Annotated in this window: 18 protein-coding genes; 9 read left to right on the top strand and 9 right to left on the bottom strand. The window is 35.1% G+C overall.

The window, feature by feature from the left end; genetic code table 11:
• Window positions 1–189: 189 nt before the first annotated feature.
• On the bottom strand, window positions 190–1,983 hold the full coding sequence (locus MM213_RS09050; RefSeq protein WP_241411547.1) for a tetratricopeptide repeat protein: 1,794 nt from the start codon (window positions 1,981–1,983) through the stop codon (window positions 190–192).
• A 78-nt stretch (window positions 1,984–2,061) separates the two neighbouring features.
• Here MM213_RS09050 and MM213_RS09055 point away from each other — a divergent pair, with 78 nt between their 5' ends.
• Complete coding sequence (locus MM213_RS09055; protein WP_241276142.1) at window positions 2,062–2,280, top strand: PspC domain-containing protein; 219 nt, start codon at window positions 2,062–2,064, stop codon at window positions 2,278–2,280.
• Here MM213_RS09055 and MM213_RS09060 read toward each other — a convergent pair.
• Both MM213_RS09060 and MM213_RS09065 read right to left on the bottom strand, forming a co-directional pair.
• Window positions 2,277–3,278: a glycosyltransferase family 2 protein gene (locus tag MM213_RS09060; RefSeq protein WP_241411549.1), complete on the bottom strand. Its 1,002-nt coding sequence runs from the start codon at window positions 3,276–3,278 to the stop codon at window positions 2,277–2,279. The genes MM213_RS09055 and MM213_RS09060 overlap by 4 nt on opposite strands.
• A complete protein-coding gene (locus MM213_RS09065; protein ID WP_241411799.1) occupies window positions 3,278–3,610 on the bottom strand; it encodes a YbaB/EbfC family nucleoid-associated protein in 333 nt (110 codons plus the stop codon). The genes MM213_RS09060 and MM213_RS09065 overlap by 1 nt, the downstream gene beginning before the upstream one ends.
• A gap of 212 nt (window positions 3,611–3,822) precedes the next feature.
• On the opposite strand from MM213_RS09065, the gene MM213_RS09070 reads away from it, so the two are divergent.
• Window positions 3,823–4,104 (top strand): hypothetical protein, encoded by a 282-nt coding sequence (locus MM213_RS09070; protein WP_241411551.1) that lies wholly within the window; start codon window positions 3,823–3,825, stop codon window positions 4,102–4,104.
• Between the two features lie 123 nt (window positions 4,105–4,227).
• Here the strand turns inward: MM213_RS09070 and hisS are convergent, their stop codons facing one another.
• Window positions 4,228–5,610, bottom strand: coding sequence for a histidine--tRNA ligase (gene hisS / locus MM213_RS09075; RefSeq protein WP_241411553.1), 1,383 nt, complete (start codon window positions 5,608–5,610; stop codon window positions 4,228–4,230).
• A gap of 318 nt (window positions 5,611–5,928) precedes the next feature.
• Here hisS and MM213_RS09080 point away from each other — a divergent pair, with 318 nt between their 5' ends.
• On the top strand, window positions 5,929–6,066 hold the full coding sequence (locus MM213_RS09080) for a hypothetical protein (protein ID WP_241276137.1): 138 nt from the start codon (window positions 5,929–5,931) through the stop codon (window positions 6,064–6,066).
• Between the two features lie 64 nt (window positions 6,067–6,130).
• Here MM213_RS09080 and MM213_RS09085 read toward each other — a convergent pair whose 3' ends face one another.
• Entirely contained in the window at window positions 6,131–6,631 is a 501-nt protein-coding gene (locus MM213_RS09085; RefSeq protein WP_241411555.1) for a metallophosphoesterase family protein, read from the bottom strand.
• 80 nt (window positions 6,632–6,711) lie between these two features.
• Here MM213_RS09085 and MM213_RS09090 point away from each other — a divergent pair, with 80 nt between their 5' ends.
• Window positions 6,712–7,131: a rhodanese-like domain-containing protein gene (locus tag MM213_RS09090; protein ID WP_241411557.1), complete on the top strand. Its 420-nt coding sequence runs from the start codon at window positions 6,712–6,714 to the stop codon at window positions 7,129–7,131.
• A 122-nt stretch (window positions 7,132–7,253) separates the two neighbouring features.
• The gene (locus tag MM213_RS09095; protein ID WP_241276134.1) at window positions 7,254–8,234 is read left to right on the top strand and encodes a pyruvate dehydrogenase complex E1 component subunit beta; all 981 of its coding nucleotides are present in this window, start codon (window positions 7,254–7,256) and stop codon (window positions 8,232–8,234) included.
• Window positions 8,235–8,393: 159 nt separating this feature from the next.
• Here the strand turns inward: MM213_RS09095 and MM213_RS09100 are convergent, their stop codons facing one another.
• The 4 genes from MM213_RS09100 to MM213_RS09115 form a co-directional block, all read right to left on the bottom strand.
• Entirely contained in the window at window positions 8,394–8,924 is a 531-nt protein-coding gene (locus MM213_RS09100) for a hypothetical protein (RefSeq protein WP_241411559.1), read from the bottom strand.
• Window positions 8,925–9,183: 259 nt separating this feature from the next.
• Window positions 9,184–9,540, bottom strand: coding sequence for a hypothetical protein (locus MM213_RS09105; protein ID WP_241411561.1), 357 nt, complete (start codon window positions 9,538–9,540; stop codon window positions 9,184–9,186).
• Between the two features lie 184 nt (window positions 9,541–9,724).
• On the bottom strand, window positions 9,725–10,750 hold the full coding sequence (locus MM213_RS09110) for a BF3164 family lipoprotein (protein ID WP_241411563.1): 1,026 nt from the start codon (window positions 10,748–10,750) through the stop codon (window positions 9,725–9,727).
• A 728-nt stretch (window positions 10,751–11,478) separates the two neighbouring features.
• Entirely contained in the window at window positions 11,479–13,992 is a 2,514-nt protein-coding gene (locus MM213_RS09115; protein WP_241411565.1) for a TonB-dependent receptor, read from the bottom strand.
• Between the two features lie 362 nt (window positions 13,993–14,354).
• Here MM213_RS09115 and MM213_RS09120 point away from each other — a divergent pair, with 362 nt between their 5' ends.
• From MM213_RS09120 to MM213_RS09135, 4 genes are all read left to right on the top strand, one after another.
• A complete protein-coding gene (locus MM213_RS09120; RefSeq protein WP_241411567.1) occupies window positions 14,355–15,425 on the top strand; it encodes a sensor histidine kinase in 1,071 nt (356 codons plus the stop codon).
• Window positions 15,422–16,156, top strand: a complete 735-nt coding sequence (locus tag MM213_RS09125) for a LytR/AlgR family response regulator transcription factor (protein ID WP_241411569.1) — start codon at window positions 15,422–15,424, stop codon at window positions 16,154–16,156. The genes MM213_RS09120 and MM213_RS09125 overlap by 4 nt, the downstream gene beginning before the upstream one ends.
• A gap of 484 nt (window positions 16,157–16,640) precedes the next feature.
• Window positions 16,641–17,117: a nucleoside deaminase gene (locus MM213_RS09130; protein WP_241411801.1), complete on the top strand. Its 477-nt coding sequence runs from the start codon at window positions 16,641–16,643 to the stop codon at window positions 17,115–17,117.
• A gap of 17 nt (window positions 17,118–17,134) precedes the next feature.
• Window positions 17,135–17,668, top strand: coding sequence for a hypothetical protein (locus MM213_RS09135; RefSeq protein ID WP_241411571.1), 534 nt, complete (start codon window positions 17,135–17,137; stop codon window positions 17,666–17,668).
• The last annotated feature ends 104 nt before the right edge of the window (window positions 17,669–17,772 follow it).

Raw genomic sequence — 17,772 nt, forward strand, 5'->3', positions numbered from 1 at the left:
TTGTATGATTATCCGTAATGACAGCAGTATGTAAACATTTCACTTAATTTTATACAAACAATCGTCTGCACCCCATAGTCATCCAACAACAGCTGATTGAAATGAATTTCATACAATATTCTAAGTGACTATTGGGAAACAAGCGGACAGATATTTCCATGAAACCAAATTGATTAAAATTCAATTATGCTATTTGAAAACTTCAATAAACTCTGGCTCTGATCTATATTTTTTGAACAATAGGTCTGACATCGCTCGATCTCTGAGGAACTCACTGCTCTGCACAGCTTTTTTCAAGTTTTCAAACAAGGCTTGTTTGTCATCTGTAATGGTAGCCACCATAGCCAAACCATAGAACCCATAGCCGTATTCACGGTTATATTGAACACTTTCTTCAAAAGCCTCCAATGCATTTCTATAGTCTTCGGCTAAAAAATAAGCCAACCCTTTATTGAATAGGTTACTTTCATTTTCAGGAGCACGGTTCAATCTGATAGTCGCAAGTTTGTAATCTCCATTGATAATATCGATAGCCCCTCTGAGCCCTTCATTGAAGCGAAGGAATTCATTTGATTCGTCTCTTTCGAGAGCCGACGCTTCAGAGATAGCCACATAAGCTTCGAAGTAATCACCTCTCAGCAAGTATGCTTGACCAAGATTATGAAATGAATACGAATTAGCATTCAACCTGTTTGCTTCTCTGAATAGGTTGATAGATCGACTTACCAACTGGTTTTTTGTCCTTAGGTCCAATTCTCTTTGAGCTTGATTTAGATATACCACACCTAGATTGTTCAAAGACAATTCTGACTTTTCTTTATTATTCAACAAATTGTAAATATCCTCTTTTTCCTGAAGCCTTTTGGCCACTTGACCAGCATAGACCAATTGCTCATTGGTCAGACCGTCCAATGAAGTTCCATTGTTAAGTAATTTGTAAACACTTGCCGCTACTTCTGGATCTGAAAAGCCTGTGTTCTCGTAAACTGCCAAAACTTTTGCTTGACGTAATTTAGGAAAAAGTTCTTTTGATACCTTATTGTAAGTATTTAGTCTTTGCATTTCACGTAATTGTGTATCAAAGGCTTTATCACTCAAAATTATTTTATAATACTCTTCTTTCTGGGCAGCGGTGATTCCTTCAAACTCTCCAAGCAGTACTCTCAAATCGAACCAATCATTTTTCCTTGAATTTGCAGAAACTTCCACATTGGGGTTATTCAGCATTGTTCTGATTTTTTGAGCCGCAATTTCAGCTCTTCTCAATGCCAAATCATTATTGTTTAGCTCCTGTGGCTCAAATGAATGTAAGCCTGTTATTGTCACTTTCTTGAGAACTTTTCCTGTTTCAGAAAGCGTCAACAAAGGAGAACTATCAGCTTTGACCAATGAATTATCTCGAAGCAAACTACTTCCAAGTGGAAACATAACACTGTTTTCTTGGACAATCTCCCTTTGCAAATCAGAAAAATCTGTTTTCATATAGACTCCAATCGGAGGGATAGGCTCGTCAGGTGTAATCTGACCAATTCTTGCCAAAAGTGGAGTGGTATAAAGACCATCTGCTATTTTTTTTGAAGCGATGTTTCTGGCTTTTCCTTTTTGCATTACCAATCCTTTGAGCATCAAGTCCCCAGATTCCATGCCTGGTAAATATGGAAAAACAAAATCAGCTTCAACCTTAGCTTCATTGATAACTTTGGTGTATTCGCCATCAAAAGCTACAATTTCAGCCAACCTCAATGCTCCTTCACCATAGCTATACTCTGGATAAAGAAGTATTCTGACATCATTTTTGAGATACTGGAGAGGGATTGCTCCTTCTAGCTTGAACCTCACAGAATCTCTATGCATCGTCAATGACTGAGGTTTTGCTGAGATACCATCTAATAAATTATCAAATTTGCTTAGCTTTGGGCTGCAGTTCCAAAAAAGAACGACCAAAAGGAGGACAGGTAAAATATTTTGCGTGATTCTAAACATTTGGCATTAAAATAGATTATTCAAATTATTGCAAATTATTTGTTACATTTATTTAAAACTAACTGAAAATCAATCATCATGAATAAACTTAGACTCTTTTTTGAAGACCGTGCGTTTGGAGTTTGCTCTAGGTTGGGAGAGAAATTGAATTTTCCAATTGACAGCATTCGTCTTTTTTTTATTTACAGTTCCTTCATTACTATGGGTTCTCCGATCATCATCTATGTAAGTATGGCAATGATGATGAAAATCAGGAAGTACTTTAGAAGAATGAACAACCCTGTTTTATTCGATTAAAGCTCAGTGAATTTTCTCTTTTTTCTGACATGATAATGCCAGAGAATTGATTTTATTTTATGATTTGATTTTGATGGCAAGTTTGATGCCATAGAATCTACAAAATCTATTTTTTTCATTTTGTGAAAATCCACATGGGCTTCTAAGATGGCATTCGCATTGCCTATTTGGCCTTTGAAGAGGAAAACTACAGACGCCAATACGTCTAAGAGAACTCTAACAAGGTATTTCAAGACAAAACTTGATCCAATCAAATTTTTATGGAGCATCAATAGGCTGTTTCGGAAATTCAGGTAAGTCTTCTTCGGATTTGACCTAGAAAGGGTTGCCCCTCCAAGATGCTGTACTTCTACTTTTCCTATGTAGCCTAACCTAAATCCAGCTGATCGAAACCTCCAACACAAATCAATCTCCTCCATGTGTGCAAAAAACCTTGAATCAAACCCACCGAAATCGTGGAAAGACTTGGATCTCACTGCCATACATGCGCCAGAAGTCCAATCCACTTCTATAAAATCGTCGTACTGACCAATATCCTTTTCCACTGAATCAAAAATCCGTCCTCTACAATACGGGTAGCCTAAGTCGTCCAAAAACCCTCCGCCTGCACCGGCATGATCGAAGTATCCTTGATTTTGGATGGAAGTGATTTTTGGCTGCACTGCAACGAAATCCTTATTTAAATCTAAAAAATCTATCAACTCAAAATCCCACGAATCTTTAATTTGAATGTCTGAATTGAGTAAAATGTAGTATTCAAAGTCTTCCTTGATAATAGTTAATGCCTCATTGTACCCTCCTGCATAGCCTCTATTTTGAGGTAACTTGAGAATTTGGACTTGGGGAAAATGTTCGGCCAAAAGCTCCAATGATCTATCAGTGCTCGCATTGTCAGCTACTATTACTGGAAAAGTTGAAAAAGAAATTATTGAAGGGAGGTAGCGACGAAGCATTTCCTCCCCATTATAATTCAAGATGATTATTGCAGCTTTCTGCATCAAAACATATTTCCTAAATCCATCCCTGGAATATTTGGCATCATTCCTTCGGTTGCAGATTTCATTTCATCCTTGATTTTCAATTCAATGGACTCCATAGCTTTATTGATGGCAGCAACAGTGAGATCACTAAGCATTTCCCTATCCGCTGGATTAATCAATGATTCATCCATATCAATAGAAACAACCTTTCTGTGACCATTGACAACTACTTTTACCATTCCAGCACCAGCCTCTCCCTCTGCTGTCAGATGAACAAGTTTTTCCTGAGTCTCTTTTATTTTTGCTTGAGCCTCTTTCACTTTGTTCATGATATTCATAAAATCAAACATATTCTCTCGTCTTTGTAATTGATGCAAATATAATCTTTTTATGAATAGAACTTCAACATCTAAAAACAGAATAAAAATCCGAAAATACCAATATTTAGATATATAATTTTAAATTATAAAAATGCATGAAATTTTCACCAACAATATGAAACATTTCTGTTATTTTCATAGTAAATAGATCATATCAGATTAAATTAAACCTAATTTACCCCATGAAAACAGTTGAGAAAATTGATAAAGAGAAAATTGCCTCGTTGAAGTTCAACAAGAATGAAGTTTTGCTTTCCCAGGAAGAAATCCAAAAAAGATGGAACAATTTGTCTAGAGCCCAAGCCTTGGGAAACCTGCTTCAAAGTAAAGTTCAAATAACATTTGAAACCGCAGACCAGAAAACTTTTCAAGTTCAAACCACTATCTGGGCTGTAGGACAAGAGTTTGTAACACTCAAAGGAGGTGTACATATCCCCGTAAATGCTATTTCTGATGTTGATTGATTTTTCAATTTGAAAGACAATGCTCCAAGCATCATTAAATCAACTATGTATAAAAAATGATTATCCGCTTTTCGAATTCCACAATCAATAGAAACCGATAGAATCGCGGATAATCAACATTATCTAATCAATAATAGAATTTTTTACTTCAGCAATTGCATCTTCTAAACTACATGATTTCTGATCTCCTGTAAGTAAGTTTTTCAAGCTAACCTGTTTTTGCTCTATTTCTTCAGAACCCAATATAATCACAAATGGTATTTGCTTTTTGTCTGCATAAGTAAACTGTTTTTTGATCTTTGCTGTATCAGGGTAAAGCTCGGCAGAAATCAAGCTGCTTCGAAGTTGGTTCAAAACCATCAACCCATAATCTCTTCCTTCATCATCAAAATAGGTAATCAAGACTTTGGTTCCTTCCAATTGCTTCTCCGGGAATAGATTCAATTCCTCCAAAACATCATAAATCCTATCTACACCAAAGGAAAAACCAACTCCAGAAACACCATCAAGCCCAAAAACACCAGTCAAATTATCATATCTCCCTCCTCCACTCACAGATCCAATTGATACATTGTTCACTTTCACTTCAAAAATCGCACCTGTATAATAAGACAAACCTCTAGCCAAGACAATATCAAAATCTACAAATTTCTCATCTTCACCATACTTGGTAAGCAACTCGAAAACCTCTTTTAATTCAGCTATCCCTTTTAATCCAACTTCAGAACTTGCCAAGAAAGTTGACAAAAAATCCAGCTTTTCTATATTCGACCCTTGAAGACTGATGATAGGGTTCAGCCTATCAATAGCTGCTTGCACAAAGTCTCTTTCGATCAATTCATCTTGTACTTTTTCCCAGCCAATTTTATCCAACTTATCAATAGCTACACAAAGCTCAGCCTCCCTTCCTGCTGCACCTATCACTTCCGCCAAGCCAGTCAATATTTTTCTATTGTTGAGTTTGATAGCATAATCGTCCAGTCCCAAATGAGCAAAAACCCGCTTGATCATCAACAGAATTTCCAACTCACAAACCAAACTGTCCGTACCAACCACATCGGCATCACATTGATAAAACTCTCTATACCTTCCTCTTTGCGGCCTATCAGCCCTCCACACAGGTTGGATTTGAAATCTTTTGAATGGGTAAGTGATCTCATTTCTGTTCATTACCACGTAGCGCGCAAAAGGCACAGTCAAGTCATAACGAAGTCCTTTTTCGGAAACTTTTGGCAAAGTGGCACCTGCTCCAGCCCCTAAATCAGCTACAGAGACATCTTTTAGATAATCGCCACTATTCAAGATTTTAAAAATCAACTGATCTCCTTCATCACCATATTTCCCAGTCAATGTACTCAGATTCTCCATAGAAGGAGTTTCTAGCTGCTGATAGCCAAAAAGCTTGAAAGTATCTTTGATAATGTCAAAAATATAATTCCTTCTCGCCATTTGAAGTGGTCCAAAATCTCTCGTTCCTTTTGGTAAAGTAGGTTTCTGAATTGCCATGCTGATTTTTAATTTTGCGCAAAGTTAATAGATCGCCCGAAAGAATAAGGCACTTACATGGGAAATTCAGGGAATTCGCTATAAACAATTTCAAGGCAGGAAACCCTTCGTGGATAGTCCAATTTTAGGAGGATTGGGAGATTGGTCTGTGGAGACAGAGACCAAGGTGATTGGAGATCGCCCGAAACTAAAGGGATTAAAACTGGAAAAAGGAAATAATTCTAAATGTTTTTTAAAATATTTGAAGGTAAACGTGGTCAATCCAAAATAATCCGTTAATTTTGCGCTTCATTTGAGTTCACATAAACAGATAAGACAATGGCTGTTACTACATTAAAGAGAAAATTAAAAAGAAAGAGACAAGCTCAAACTACTAGAGTTATCAAAATCAAACAATTGAGTGCCAAGCCGGTAATCAAAAATGTTGATGTTGAAGAGTTGAAGAAAAACTTCTAAGAAGTTATTTCAAAGTTTCTTTTTTCAAGAAATAAAGAGGGCAACGATGAAATCGCTGCCTTTTTTATTTTGCCCTTTTTCCAAGTTCCACTACACGGAGGTTTTGCAGTTTCCCTTGAGTTATTTCAAATAGCAACATGGTACGCATCACATGAAAACCATGTTTCCCAATGGCTCCTGGATTCATATAAAGGCAATTGACTTTTGGGTCAAATTCAACCTTACATATGTGCGAATGCCCACACACAAATAGTTGACATCCATTTTCAATAATTTTTGCTTTTACTCCTTTGGCATAAATAGGCGGTTTTCCACCTATATGAAGCATTCCAATCTTCAACCCGTCTATTTCAAACCAAATCTCTTCTGGAAACTTTTCTCTCGCTTCATTGTCATCAATATTGCCAGTCACTACACGCAAGGCCTTTTCCTTTGGCAAATGTGTAAGAACATCCAAATCCCCAATATCTCCAGCATGCCATATTTCATCCACTTCTTTCAAATGATCTAAAACAGCCTGATCTATATAGCTGTGGGAATCCGAAATCAAACCAATTTTTCTCAATGCTTGTGTTTTTTGAAAAGTGAAAATTATCTATAGCTTTGCGAAAGTAGTGGATTTTAAACTTTTAAATAAAATTTGAAATGAAAAACACAATCATTAATTCAACCAAAAAACTTTTCCTTTTTTTTACACTTGCAATGATAATCTCAATCAGTCAATCATTTGCTCAATCAGAAGTAAAAGTACTGACACCTGATAAGTTTGAAAAACTTTCAAAAAAAGGAAGAAAAGCAGTCATATTGGATATTAGAACTCCGGAAGAGGTAGCTGAAGGTCATATTGAAAATGCGGTTTTCGCAAATTATAGTGGAGGAAACTTCGAAGAAGCCCTTCAGAGTTTAGACAAAAAGAAAACCTATTATGTGTACTGCCGATCAGCGAAAAGAACCGTTCCTGCTACAGAAAAAATGAAAGAAATGGGATTCAAAAAAGTATATATGCTCGAAGGTGGACTAAACAACTGGATAAAATCAGAAAAGGGAATCACTAAAGCTAAATGAAATCATCCATTGAAAACTAGATAAAAGAAGAACAATCCAAAAATATATCCTTAAGTTCTCTGTAGCGTTTTGGAATTGAACGATTACTTTCTATTTTTACGATCGAAAATTTTGACAAAGAAATGAGAGTTATACAATTCAGAGAAGCATTAAGAGAAGCCATGTCAGAAGAAATGAGACGCGACAAAAACGTGTTTCTCATGGGTGAAGAAGTGGCAGAATATAACGGAGCATACAAAGTATCCCAAGGCATGTTGGACGAGTTTGGACCTGAAAGAGTCTATGACACACCGATTGCCGAACTTGGTTTCTCCGGATTGGGCGTGGGTGCAGCGATGAACGGACTAAGACCGATCATTGAATTCATGACCTTTAACTTTTCTCTTGTTGCAATTGATCAGATCATCAACTCAGCAGCCAAAATGTACGCCATGTCAGGTGGGGCATACAATGTACCGATCGTATTCAGAGGTGCTACCGGAAATGCTGGTCAATTAGGTGCTACCCACTCTTCCAATTTTGAAAACTGGTTTGCAAACACTCCTGGCTTGAAAGTGGTTGTGCCATCAAACCCATTTGATGCAAAAGGTCTTTTGAAAGCCTCTATCAGAGACAATGATCCTGTGATCTTTATGGAATCGGAATTGATGTATGGTGATAAAGGAGAAGTTCCTGAAGGAGAATACCTTTTACCAATAGGCGTAGCTGAGATCAAAAGAAAGGGAAAAGACGTTACGATCATCTCTTTCGGAAAAATGATGAAAGTAGCTTTGGAAGCAGCCGAGGAATTGGCAAAAGACGGTATCGAAGCAGAAGTGATTGATTTGAGAACTGTAAGACCTATCGATTACGCTACTTGCTTAGAGTCCGTTAAAAAGACCAACAGATGTGTTGTAGTAGAAGAAGCTAACCCTATCGCTGCGATCTCTTCCGAACTTACTTACAATATCCAAAGAAATGCATTTGATTACTTGGACTCACCAGTGATCAGAGTCAATTCAATGGATGTTCCGTTGAGTTATGCTCCTACCTACATTGAAGCAGTCATTCCAAATGTAAAAAGAACCATTGACGCTGTAAAGCAAGTGATGTATAAAAAGTAAAATTGATTAGATTCAGTAAAAAGCCTGCTAGGAGTTTCTTAGCAGGCTTTTTATTTAGAGTATTTTTGAGGAAGTTTTTCAAGGTTGTTGAAATCAAAACCTAAACATCTAAATCTGAGCAAAAATCATCACTACAAATGATTTAATCATGGTTTTTTTTCAAAAACTTTTCCCTAGGCTGATACCACCCCAAAGAGGATGGAATTCTACAGGGTTTTGTGAACTGAATGAGAGATTAAATCCAGGCGTATAACCTACTCTGAAAAAGAATCCTCCTTTAGGCTGCTGGTATCTATACCCTATTCTCAGAGGTATAATTGCTTCCAATGATTTGTTTTCCTGAAAATTGCTCGAAGCATCAGGGTTAAATTCTAAGGTACGAGATGAATAAAAAGTACCCCCTGTCCCAACTTCCAAATGATGGCATGACCTTCCCCAAAAAGCAGTGATCTCAACAGGCAGCAAAGGTGACCAATAAGGTGAAACACCCGATATTTGATCCCCTCCGCTTTGTTTGAAAAAGGAAAACCCAGCACTTCCTGAAATTTTCAATCTATCATGCTGATGTAGAATACGACTATAATTGAGAGAATAAAACAGGGAGTTCCCACCAAGTTCTACATATACAGAATTTTTTGCAGTGAAAATATCAGCTTCCTCTTGAGCATACAAATGTAATTGGAAAATCATTAAAAATATTGTTGTAATAAAAGTCAATAATTTTTGCCTACTTGTTTTCATAGTATTGAATTTAAGAATTTTATAAAAGAATTATAATTTAACAATAACTTGAGTAATTGTTACTTCTTTTCCAAAAAGGATATGAAGAAAGTAAGTTCCTTGCTGAAGATCAGAAGAATCATCTCAAAAAACAATAACACCCTCACTTACAAACGACTGTTCATTTATCCCTCAAAAAGTTACGAACTCACAATCACTAAAAGTAAATTCAATTAAAGTCTAAAAAATCAATTTTACTTTTCTGAGAGATAGTTGGATTACCTATTTTAGTAATTTCATTTTGATCATTTAATAGAACTGCTGAATTTAAATAATTGGGAGTAATAAAAAAAGGAAATGAATCTATAAGAACATCCTTAGGGTCAAAATAACAAAGTTCTAATGGAAACCCTATTTTAACTAATTGGTGTTTAATCAATGCCTCACCATTTCCTGACAAAATAAATTTAAAATTTAGATCCTGTTCAAATTCTTTAACTAGATCTAACCATTTTATTAGCTCAAGGTAACAAGCGCTACAATTTCCATCATAATAAGCTACAACAGTAAAATTATGCGAACTCACTTTAGATTCTTGGTCAATTTCAATTAAAGAGATTAATGAAGGAGGGAGGATAACCTCTTTACCATGCTATATACTAATTAAATCTTCCTTTTCAATTTTCTTTTTAACATTTTTTCCTGATTCACAAGATAAAAAACCAACAAAAATGAACAGTTGAACAATTATTAATATACTACTTCTGAAATCAAAGCTCAAACTTAACAAGCGCATAATCCAATGATTTAACATTTCTTCCTAAGCCGTATAAATATTTATCATCAAAAACCACAAATTCAAAAACCCTTTCTTCTAACTCTATTTTTTTTACAATATTTCCTGTATGATCAAATACAAAAATTATATTTGAAGGATTCTCATAACTATCTTCTCTACCATAATAAGAAGCATATATATATTGGTCATTTATAAAAACTGAACCAAAATATGTGGTCTTTCCTAAATCATCAAAATCAGGTAATTTGTCAGGCCCAACAATCGAAACCCAAGTATTATTCTCTAAATCAAATATTTGAATCAAAGGAATATTATAATATGTAAGTACAAATTTATCACCATGATTTGCAAGTCTAGCTAACTCAGCAACTTCATTGACTTCATTGACTTGGATTTCCGGATAATTCGACCCCACTTCTGGAAGTTTTCCATAAGAAATTAAATTAGAGCCATCCATATCTGTAGAAAAAAGACGGGCATTAAGGTTATTTGTATCTGTAAAAAAAATTTTATCTCTGTGTATAATTACTCCATTACTTCGGGCATTTGACCTAAGCTTAAATTCATCGTAATATATATTTTTCAATAATAATGAATCTGTATTGTACTCCACTACCTTTTTCTGTTCAATGTCAAAAACACCAAACCTACCACCTTTGGAATTCAAAAACTTCCATGGTACCAATATTTCACCAGGTCCATTTCCTTTACTGCCAAATCTCCCCAAGTACTCATCTTGAGGAACCTTTACCAAATGTAATACGGAATTTGACTTGACCTCATTGATCGCCAAAAAAGAATTATTGATCAAATGCATTGTTGATGGACGAAACAAGCTATCGGAAAATTGATTCAATATATTAGCCTTGATGAACCGGTTCTCATGAAAGTCATTTTCATGAAATATCACTGTTGCACTTTCGTAAAAAATACCCTCAGATTTATGATCACAAGAGAACAAAAAACTTAGGAAAATCATTACACTAAAATACTTCATAATACCTAAAATTAAAACTGTAAATTGGTGGTCACCATAAAGATAACCACCACTTTTTTTAATTAAATTTTTTCGTCATGTAATGACATACAACAGTAATTGGATAACCATCTGAATCATAAGCAGCTATTGAACAAGTTCTGAAGTCATCGTTTTTACAATAATCTTTGCAAGATGATCCTTGTAAATCAGGATCTACTCCAGCAAAAGAAAAACTAATTGCCGCTATAACAAATAGCATAACTAAAGCTGTCCTAACATTATTAAATCTGATTAATAAATTTTTTGTTTGATTAAAGTGAAATAAAGTAAATAAGAAATAATTAAAAAGAATTAGAAAATACCGGTAAACAATTCTTAGTCCACAAATAATAAAAAAAAAAAAAAACCTAATTTTTTCATTAAAAATATGACTTATCTGAATATTAACCAATAAAAAAGTAATATTTGTTAATAAGTGAATTGCGTTTTAATTGCCTACACTGGCGTGTACAATTGTGATTTATTATTTACGAATGATAGGTCATTGATTATTAAAAAAAAATTAAAATCTCTTTATAAATTAAAGTGCAACTTCTTGGGTAATCCAAAAATCAATACCTGATCATCTTTCATTTTTAGTGAAAAATGAAAATTATGCAAATTGAAAACTAGCAATATCTAACTCTTTGAAATAAAAAAAACCACTCGGTCTGAGTGGTTTTTTGAATCTATCGTAAACCTAATTCTTAATTGCTATTCATAACTGCACCAGCACCACTATCGCCACCTTCTTTCATATCGTCATTGGTAACTCCTCTTTTCTTCCTCCTGCTTCCTTCTACACTTAGCTTACCAATTCTGTAAGAGAAGTTAATCTTGAAATTCATATTCCTCAATCCGACTGTACTCTGCTGCATAATGGTAGGAGTTATCAATTCATTTCTGATCTGGAATTCTCTAGTAAAGAAATTCTCCATTCCAAATCCAATACTTCCCCTCTTTTCATTGAATTGCTTATTTAGATTCAAACCATACACACCAAATCCACCTGCTGAACCTTGAAGCTGTACTGCCCTACCTCTCGCAAATGTGAATGCTTGTATCTGCCAGTTTTTTGGCAATGTATAATTTCCAAACAATCTACCACTCACTACAAATCCTTCGTTTGATGCTGCAAACATTGGATCTTCCATGCCGTTTGTCAACATAGCATAGTAGGAATCTATACTTCCATTTAGCGAGAACTTACCCGAGATGTTGATATTAGAAAAAACACTCAAACCTACAGCTCTTTCATTCCCTATATTCTCAAATGTCGTGAAGATCACATCATTATCACTTACAGTCCTTACAGGCTGAATAGATCCTGTAGTATTTCTAAAATAAGAAGTGAAATTCAAAGAGCTACCTCCAATAAAAGTACTGTAAGCCAATTCATAATTATCAGTCAATTCTGGGTCCAACAATGGATTCCCTTGCGATTGCTGAAGTGGGTTAGCGGCTTCGATATTTGGATTCAAAAACTGCAATGATGGACGCTGAATCCTTCTGTTGTAAGCAGCTTTGATCATATTTCCATTGGCTAATTTTCTACCGATGTTCACACTAGGCACAAAGGTTCCATAAGACGGTATATCTGCAGGAAGTTCTGAATTCTTGAAATCAGCATTAATATTGGTATATTCATACCTTAAACCAGCTTTTACGGTATAATTCTCCAAAAAGCCTAAAGTATACGATGCATAACCTGCGGTCACATTTTGGTCATAATTGAATTCATTTGAGAAAGTAACATTATCCACTTGCTGAAACTCCCCATCAGACCCATCTGCTGTGAAATACGCAAATTCACTGATCGCTTTTCTTAAAATATTCTTTGCACCATATTCTAAAATCTGGTTTCCAGAATTACCTATAGGAGTTACGTAATCCAATTGGATCGTGAATTCCTCGTTGATTCCAAGATTTTCATTCTTTATCCTACTCGCAACCTCTGTAAAAGTACCATTGTATAAGCTGTTGACAAAGTCGTTGTTGTTATTGCTTCTACTGTACAATCCTGAGACACTGAATTCTTTTTGGGGAGTTTCAAAAGTCTTTGTGTAGTTGAAATTCACATCGACATTATTAGACAAGTTATCTACATTTACATCTCTCAAAAGTGAATTTTGCAATACATCTTCAATAATCGTCTCAGTCAACAAGCCATCTTGGCGATTTCTCATATTTCTAACTCCTACACTTACTGATGCCGTTAGGAAATTATACTTATTCAATTCATAATCCCAACCCAAATTATATCTACCAAAAAGCATGTTGTTTCTAGTATCAGCAGTTTGGTTGATGACCGTATTTTGCCCATCTGGGCCCATCAATGTTTGGGTGTTGTCAAAAGAACCCAAAATATTATATCCGCTTCTGCCAAAGCCACCAAGCGTCCAGCCCATTTTCCCTCTTTTCAAGCTGGCATTTAATCCCAGATTGGAACCTCTAAGACCTGCACTTGAATTGATATTTAAAGAAGCACCTTGAAGGTTATTCTTTTTGGTGATGATATTCAAGACCCCACCTGTACCTTCAGCGTCATATTTTGCAGATGGAGACGTAATCACCTCCACAGACTTGATTTCTTCAGCTGGGATTTGCTTTAGCGCATCTGCAATATTATTTGCAACAATGGCCGATTGCTTTCCATCTATCAAGACTAAAATATTTGTACTTCCTCTCATGGAAACATTCCCATCCAAATCAACCGAAAGCATTGGCACTCTTCTCAACACATCACTTGCATCACCCCCTACTGTGGTTTTATCATTCTCAGCATTATATATTGTACGATCCACTTTTTCTTCAATGAGCGATCTTTGACCTTGGACAGTCACTTCTTGAAGACCAATAGCCTCCCCTTTCAACTTGATATCACCAAGGTTCACGTTGGTATTTCCTGTGGTGATTTCGATAACCTGAGTTTTGAAAGGCTCAAAACCTAAATTACTCAACTGAAGAATATATTTCCCGTTTTTGAAACCTGTGACTATAAATTCACCATCTAAGTCTGCTACTGCACCAGTAGTGTTTTGCATACTTTCAGCATCCAAAAGTGCAGCGGCTGCATAAGGAATCGGCTCGCCCGTTTCTCCATCTAAAATTTTACCGGTGATTCTATAAACAGGCTTTTCTCCTGTAGTAGTTTGTGCCTGCAGACCTTCAAAAGGCGCTATGAAAACTAAAAATGCTAAAATTAAGAGTTGGTACTTCATTTTCTTGTTATAAATTGAATTTCAGATTCTTACTCATGAAAAAGAGAAATAACTTTTGAGACATTTATAAAGTCCAAATGACTTTACAATGTTTAAATTATTTTCTCGGCTGTAGTAAATACAGTTTCCGACAACAAAGGAACATTGAGTTAGAATCAAAAAAAAATCAAATAGACTGAAAGGTCTTTTTCATCGACCAACTTGAAATTTAACCTGATGAATGAAAATCCAAGAGTACGACAAAAGTTTTATCTTTTGTTTTTGGTATTTCAGCGTGAGAATCACACTGTTCATAGATCGAATTAGGTTAAATTCAGAATTTTATTTTTGTTTACTTCCGCAAAACACAATATTCTAAGAATATGCCCTTAAACGACAAACAAAAAATTTCAATTCTTATTCACTTTCTTGGGTGGGCATTGTTTGGATTTGTAATATTTGTACTCTCTCCGCTATCCGCAGGAGTAGAGAGACCTATTGAATATTGGATCAAACAAGCCATTAACTTCTCCATGCTTTTGAGTATTTTTTATCTCAATTACTTTTACTTTATCCCAAAAATCCTTTTCAAAAACAGGATCCCGCTTTTCTTGCTTATAAACCTTATAGCTGGATTAGTTTATGTTGTTGCTCTGATTGCTTATGATGATTATACCAATTTGCAAGAATTGATGCATCGCGCATTTAGGCCAGATATTACCTATGTCCCAAGACCAAGGAACTATTATTGGGACATTTCTCAGCTTTTGATATTCTTAATGGCGGTGGGGATTAGTACCAGTATTGCTTCGGTACAAAAGTGGCAAGCTGATGAGAAATTGAGACTTGAGCAAAATCAGCAGCAAATCAATTCTGAACTGAATTACCTAAAGGCACAGATCAACCCACATTTTTTCTTCAATACGCTGAACAACATTTATTCATTGACAAACATTGATGTAGAGAAAGCAAAAACAGCACTTTTGAAACTCAGCAGGATGATGAGGTATGTACTCTATGAAACAGAAAAGACCCATACTTTATTAACCAAAGAGCTTGACTTTATACGTGATTTTATAGAATTGATGAAATTAAGAGTTTCTTCAAAAGTAAAACTGGAAATCCTAATTCCAGAAAAAATCGAAGAAGCAGTCATCGCTCCAATGCTCCTCTTGCCGTTCATCGAAAATTGCTTCAAACACGGCATAAGCTCTCAGCAAGAAAGTACTATTTTCATAGCTTTGGAATACGGCCAAAAGGAATTGATATTGACTACAAAAAACAAAATATTCAAATCCGGTGAAAATTCGCCAGAGTCAAAAGCTAGTGGAATAGGGTTACAAAACACAAAAAGAAGGTTAGATTTACTATATGATCAAAAATATGATCTTCAAATAGAAAACAATAACGAAGAAAACAACTATCAGGTAGTCCTAAAAATCAATCTGCGATGAAAATACCTTGTATAGCCATAGATGACGAACCATTAGCTTTGGATTTGGTGGAAAAATTCATCAAACAAACTTCATTTTTAGACCTTAAGGCTACTTTTGACAATGCAATAGAAGCTTTGACTTACATCAACAAAAATGAAATTGACTTGATTTTTTTGGATATCCAAATGCCAGATCTTTCGGGAATGGAGCTTGCCCGAATTATCGATGGCAAAAAAGGGGAAAATAAACCCCGCATTGTTTTTACCACCGCTTACAATCAATTTGCCATTGAAGGTTATAAAGTCGATGCATTAGACTATTTACTAAAACCTTTCAGTTATGAAGATTTCTTAAAATCAACTACCAAAGCTTATCAATACTTCGAAAATAAAATCGAGGTAGAAAAATCAACCTCGCCATCAAAAGCGGATTACATTTTTCTAAAAGTAGAGTACCAATTGGTGAAAGTTATGCTCAAAGACATCGCTTATGTAGAAGCCTACAAAGATTACGTCAAAGTACATCTGAGCGAAAAACCAAACCCTTTACTATCATTGACAAGCCTCAAGAGCATGGAAGAATTGTTGCCCTCAGAAAAATTTATGCGAATTCATAGATCCTTCATTATTGCGTTAGATCATATTGAATCTATTTCCAGGAACACGGTACAAATTGGGAACGCCACATTGACAATAAGCGAAAATTACAAAGATGGCTTTATGCAATTCTTGAACAAGTGGATTGCATAAAAAGGAACAAGGATATAGGAACTTTGCCACTAACTAAAAAAGCCTGATTTAGCTTAGATCGGATAATAACTGCTATTAGATACTCTTGGATATTGAAGATAAGTAAGCATTCAACCATGGAATTAAAACTATTGGCAAAGAAGCTAATGATCATAAAAAGAAATATGAATATCAGCAATACTATCAGTATTTGAATATTTCAAAATACATTAATGCGAACAATTGTCAACAACTTGTACTCCACAGTGTGGTCATCAGACCACAATTGATTGAAAGTTATTCCAAACAATAATATAAATGGCTGCTATAAAGAAAGGGGATAATCGCAAAATATATCACAAAAAACAGTAGATACAAAAACAAAATTTTATTCCATTTAATTTGAATTTACATTCAAAAAATGAAAAAATGGCTAAACTTTTTGAACAAAAGACCGTTATTTTGTCGTAGAATATTTTTCCAAAAAAAAATAACTCAAATTTCTATGACGGAACAACAAAGGATTTTTATGAAAATGGCTATAGATTTATCTCAAAGCGGGATGGATTCAGGCAAAGGCGGTCCTTTTGGCTGTATTATTGTGCATAATGGTAAGGTTGTAGGAAAAGGCTCAAATTCAGTCTCATCCACCAATGACCCTACAGCCCACGCAGAAGTGGTTGCTATCAGGGATGCCTGTCAAAACTTAGATAGCTTCCAACTTGAAGATTGTGAAATATACACTTCCTGCGAACCTTGTCCAATGTGCCTTGGTGCTATTTATTGGGCTCGTCCCAAAGCTGTGTTCTATGCCAACTCCAAAGAAGATGCAGCGAAAGCAGGTTTTGATGATCAATTCATATATGATGAATTGGATAAACCCATGGATAACCGAAAAATTAAATTCAAGCAATTTATGAAAGAGGACGCCAATGTAGTGTTCCAAAATTGGATTGAAAAAGAAAATAAAACTCTATATTAAACTAAAAAAAATTAAACATGAAAAAGCTATTGATTACAGTATTGAGTGCTTCATTACTAATCGCATGCAGCCAAGAAAAATCAGTTGAAGAGCGATACATTTATCAAGATGATAAAATCATTGATGTCGACACAGGTGATGAGTACTTATTAGAAGAGACGGATGAAGAGTTTGTATTAGTGCACAAAGATGGTTCTAAAGAAACTGTCGCAATAGATGAAACACCTTTTTTCGGAACAGCACTTACAGATGATTATGTCAGTGACTGGAAAAGTAAAATGGAAGAAAGACAGGAAAACCTTTTGATTGAGAAGAAAAATCAGCTTAAAGAAAAAAGAAAAGATAGATATTCTGAGCTTTCAGATGATGAGTTATTAGAGAAATTCCAAAAAAGCCATAAAGAAGGAGTGGATATGACTATGCAAATGGACATGATCGCAGAATTGGTTGAAAGAGGAAGAATATCAAATGAAGAAGCTCCTGAATTATTAGAGATTGAACCTGAACTTTTGAATCTTGAAATAGATATAGAAGCTCCAAGCGAACTTTGATTTAAAAAGTGAAATTTAAAAAAGAGTCAATTGCTGTGCAATTGACTCTTTTTTGCTTTATGTGACAAACATCACTAGAACCGATCCAGATTCTATCTAAGTTT

It is taken from the genome of Belliella alkalica (assembly GCF_022549785.1).
Lineage (GTDB): Bacteria > Bacteroidota > Bacteroidia > Cytophagales > Cyclobacteriaceae > Belliella > Belliella alkalica.

What these genes read in the sequence shown, in the direction of transcription:
- MM213_RS09110 (WP_241411563.1), bottom strand. Translation starts at nt 10,750, where the DNA reads ATGAAGTATTTTAGTGTAATGATTTTCCTAAGTTTTTTGTTCTCTTGT.
- MM213_RS09120 (WP_241411567.1), top strand. Translation starts at nt 14,355, where the DNA reads ATGCCCTTAAACGACAAACAAAAAATTTCAATTCTTATTCACTTTCTT.
- MM213_RS09125 (WP_241411569.1), top strand. Translation starts at nt 15,422, where the DNA reads ATGAAAATACCTTGTATAGCCATAGATGACGAACCATTAGCTTTGGAT.
- MM213_RS09090 (WP_241411557.1), top strand. Translation starts at nt 6,712, where the DNA reads ATGAAAAACACAATCATTAATTCAACCAAAAAACTTTTCCTTTTTTTT.
- MM213_RS09130 (WP_241411801.1), top strand. Translation starts at nt 16,641, where the DNA reads ATGACGGAACAACAAAGGATTTTTATGAAAATGGCTATAGATTTATCT.
- MM213_RS09065 (WP_241411799.1), bottom strand. Translation starts at nt 3,610, where the DNA reads ATGTTTGATTTTATGAATATCATGAACAAAGTGAAAGAGGCTCAAGCA.
- MM213_RS09100 (WP_241411559.1), bottom strand. Translation starts at nt 8,924, where the DNA reads ATGATTTTCCAATTACATTTGTATGCTCAAGAGGAAGCTGATATTTTC.
- hisS (WP_241411553.1), bottom strand. Translation starts at nt 5,610, where the DNA reads ATGGCAATTCAGAAACCTACTTTACCAAAAGGAACGAGAGATTTTGGA.
- MM213_RS09055 (WP_241276142.1), top strand. Translation starts at nt 2,062, where the DNA reads ATGAATAAACTTAGACTCTTTTTTGAAGACCGTGCGTTTGGAGTTTGC.
- MM213_RS09060 (WP_241411549.1), bottom strand. Translation starts at nt 3,278, where the DNA reads ATGCAGAAAGCTGCAATAATCATCTTGAATTATAATGGGGAGGAAATG.
- MM213_RS09050 (WP_241411547.1), bottom strand. Translation starts at nt 1,983, where the DNA reads ATGTTTAGAATCACGCAAAATATTTTACCTGTCCTCCTTTTGGTCGTT.
- MM213_RS09135 (WP_241411571.1), top strand. Translation starts at nt 17,135, where the DNA reads ATGAAAAAGCTATTGATTACAGTATTGAGTGCTTCATTACTAATCGCA.
- MM213_RS09070 (WP_241411551.1), top strand. Translation starts at nt 3,823, where the DNA reads ATGAAAACAGTTGAGAAAATTGATAAAGAGAAAATTGCCTCGTTGAAG.
- MM213_RS09095 (WP_241276134.1), top strand. Translation starts at nt 7,254, where the DNA reads ATGAGAGTTATACAATTCAGAGAAGCATTAAGAGAAGCCATGTCAGAA.
- MM213_RS09115 (WP_241411565.1), bottom strand. Translation starts at nt 13,992, where the DNA reads ATGAAGTACCAACTCTTAATTTTAGCATTTTTAGTTTTCATAGCGCCT.
- MM213_RS09080 (WP_241276137.1), top strand. Translation starts at nt 5,929, where the DNA reads ATGGCTGTTACTACATTAAAGAGAAAATTAAAAAGAAAGAGACAAGCT.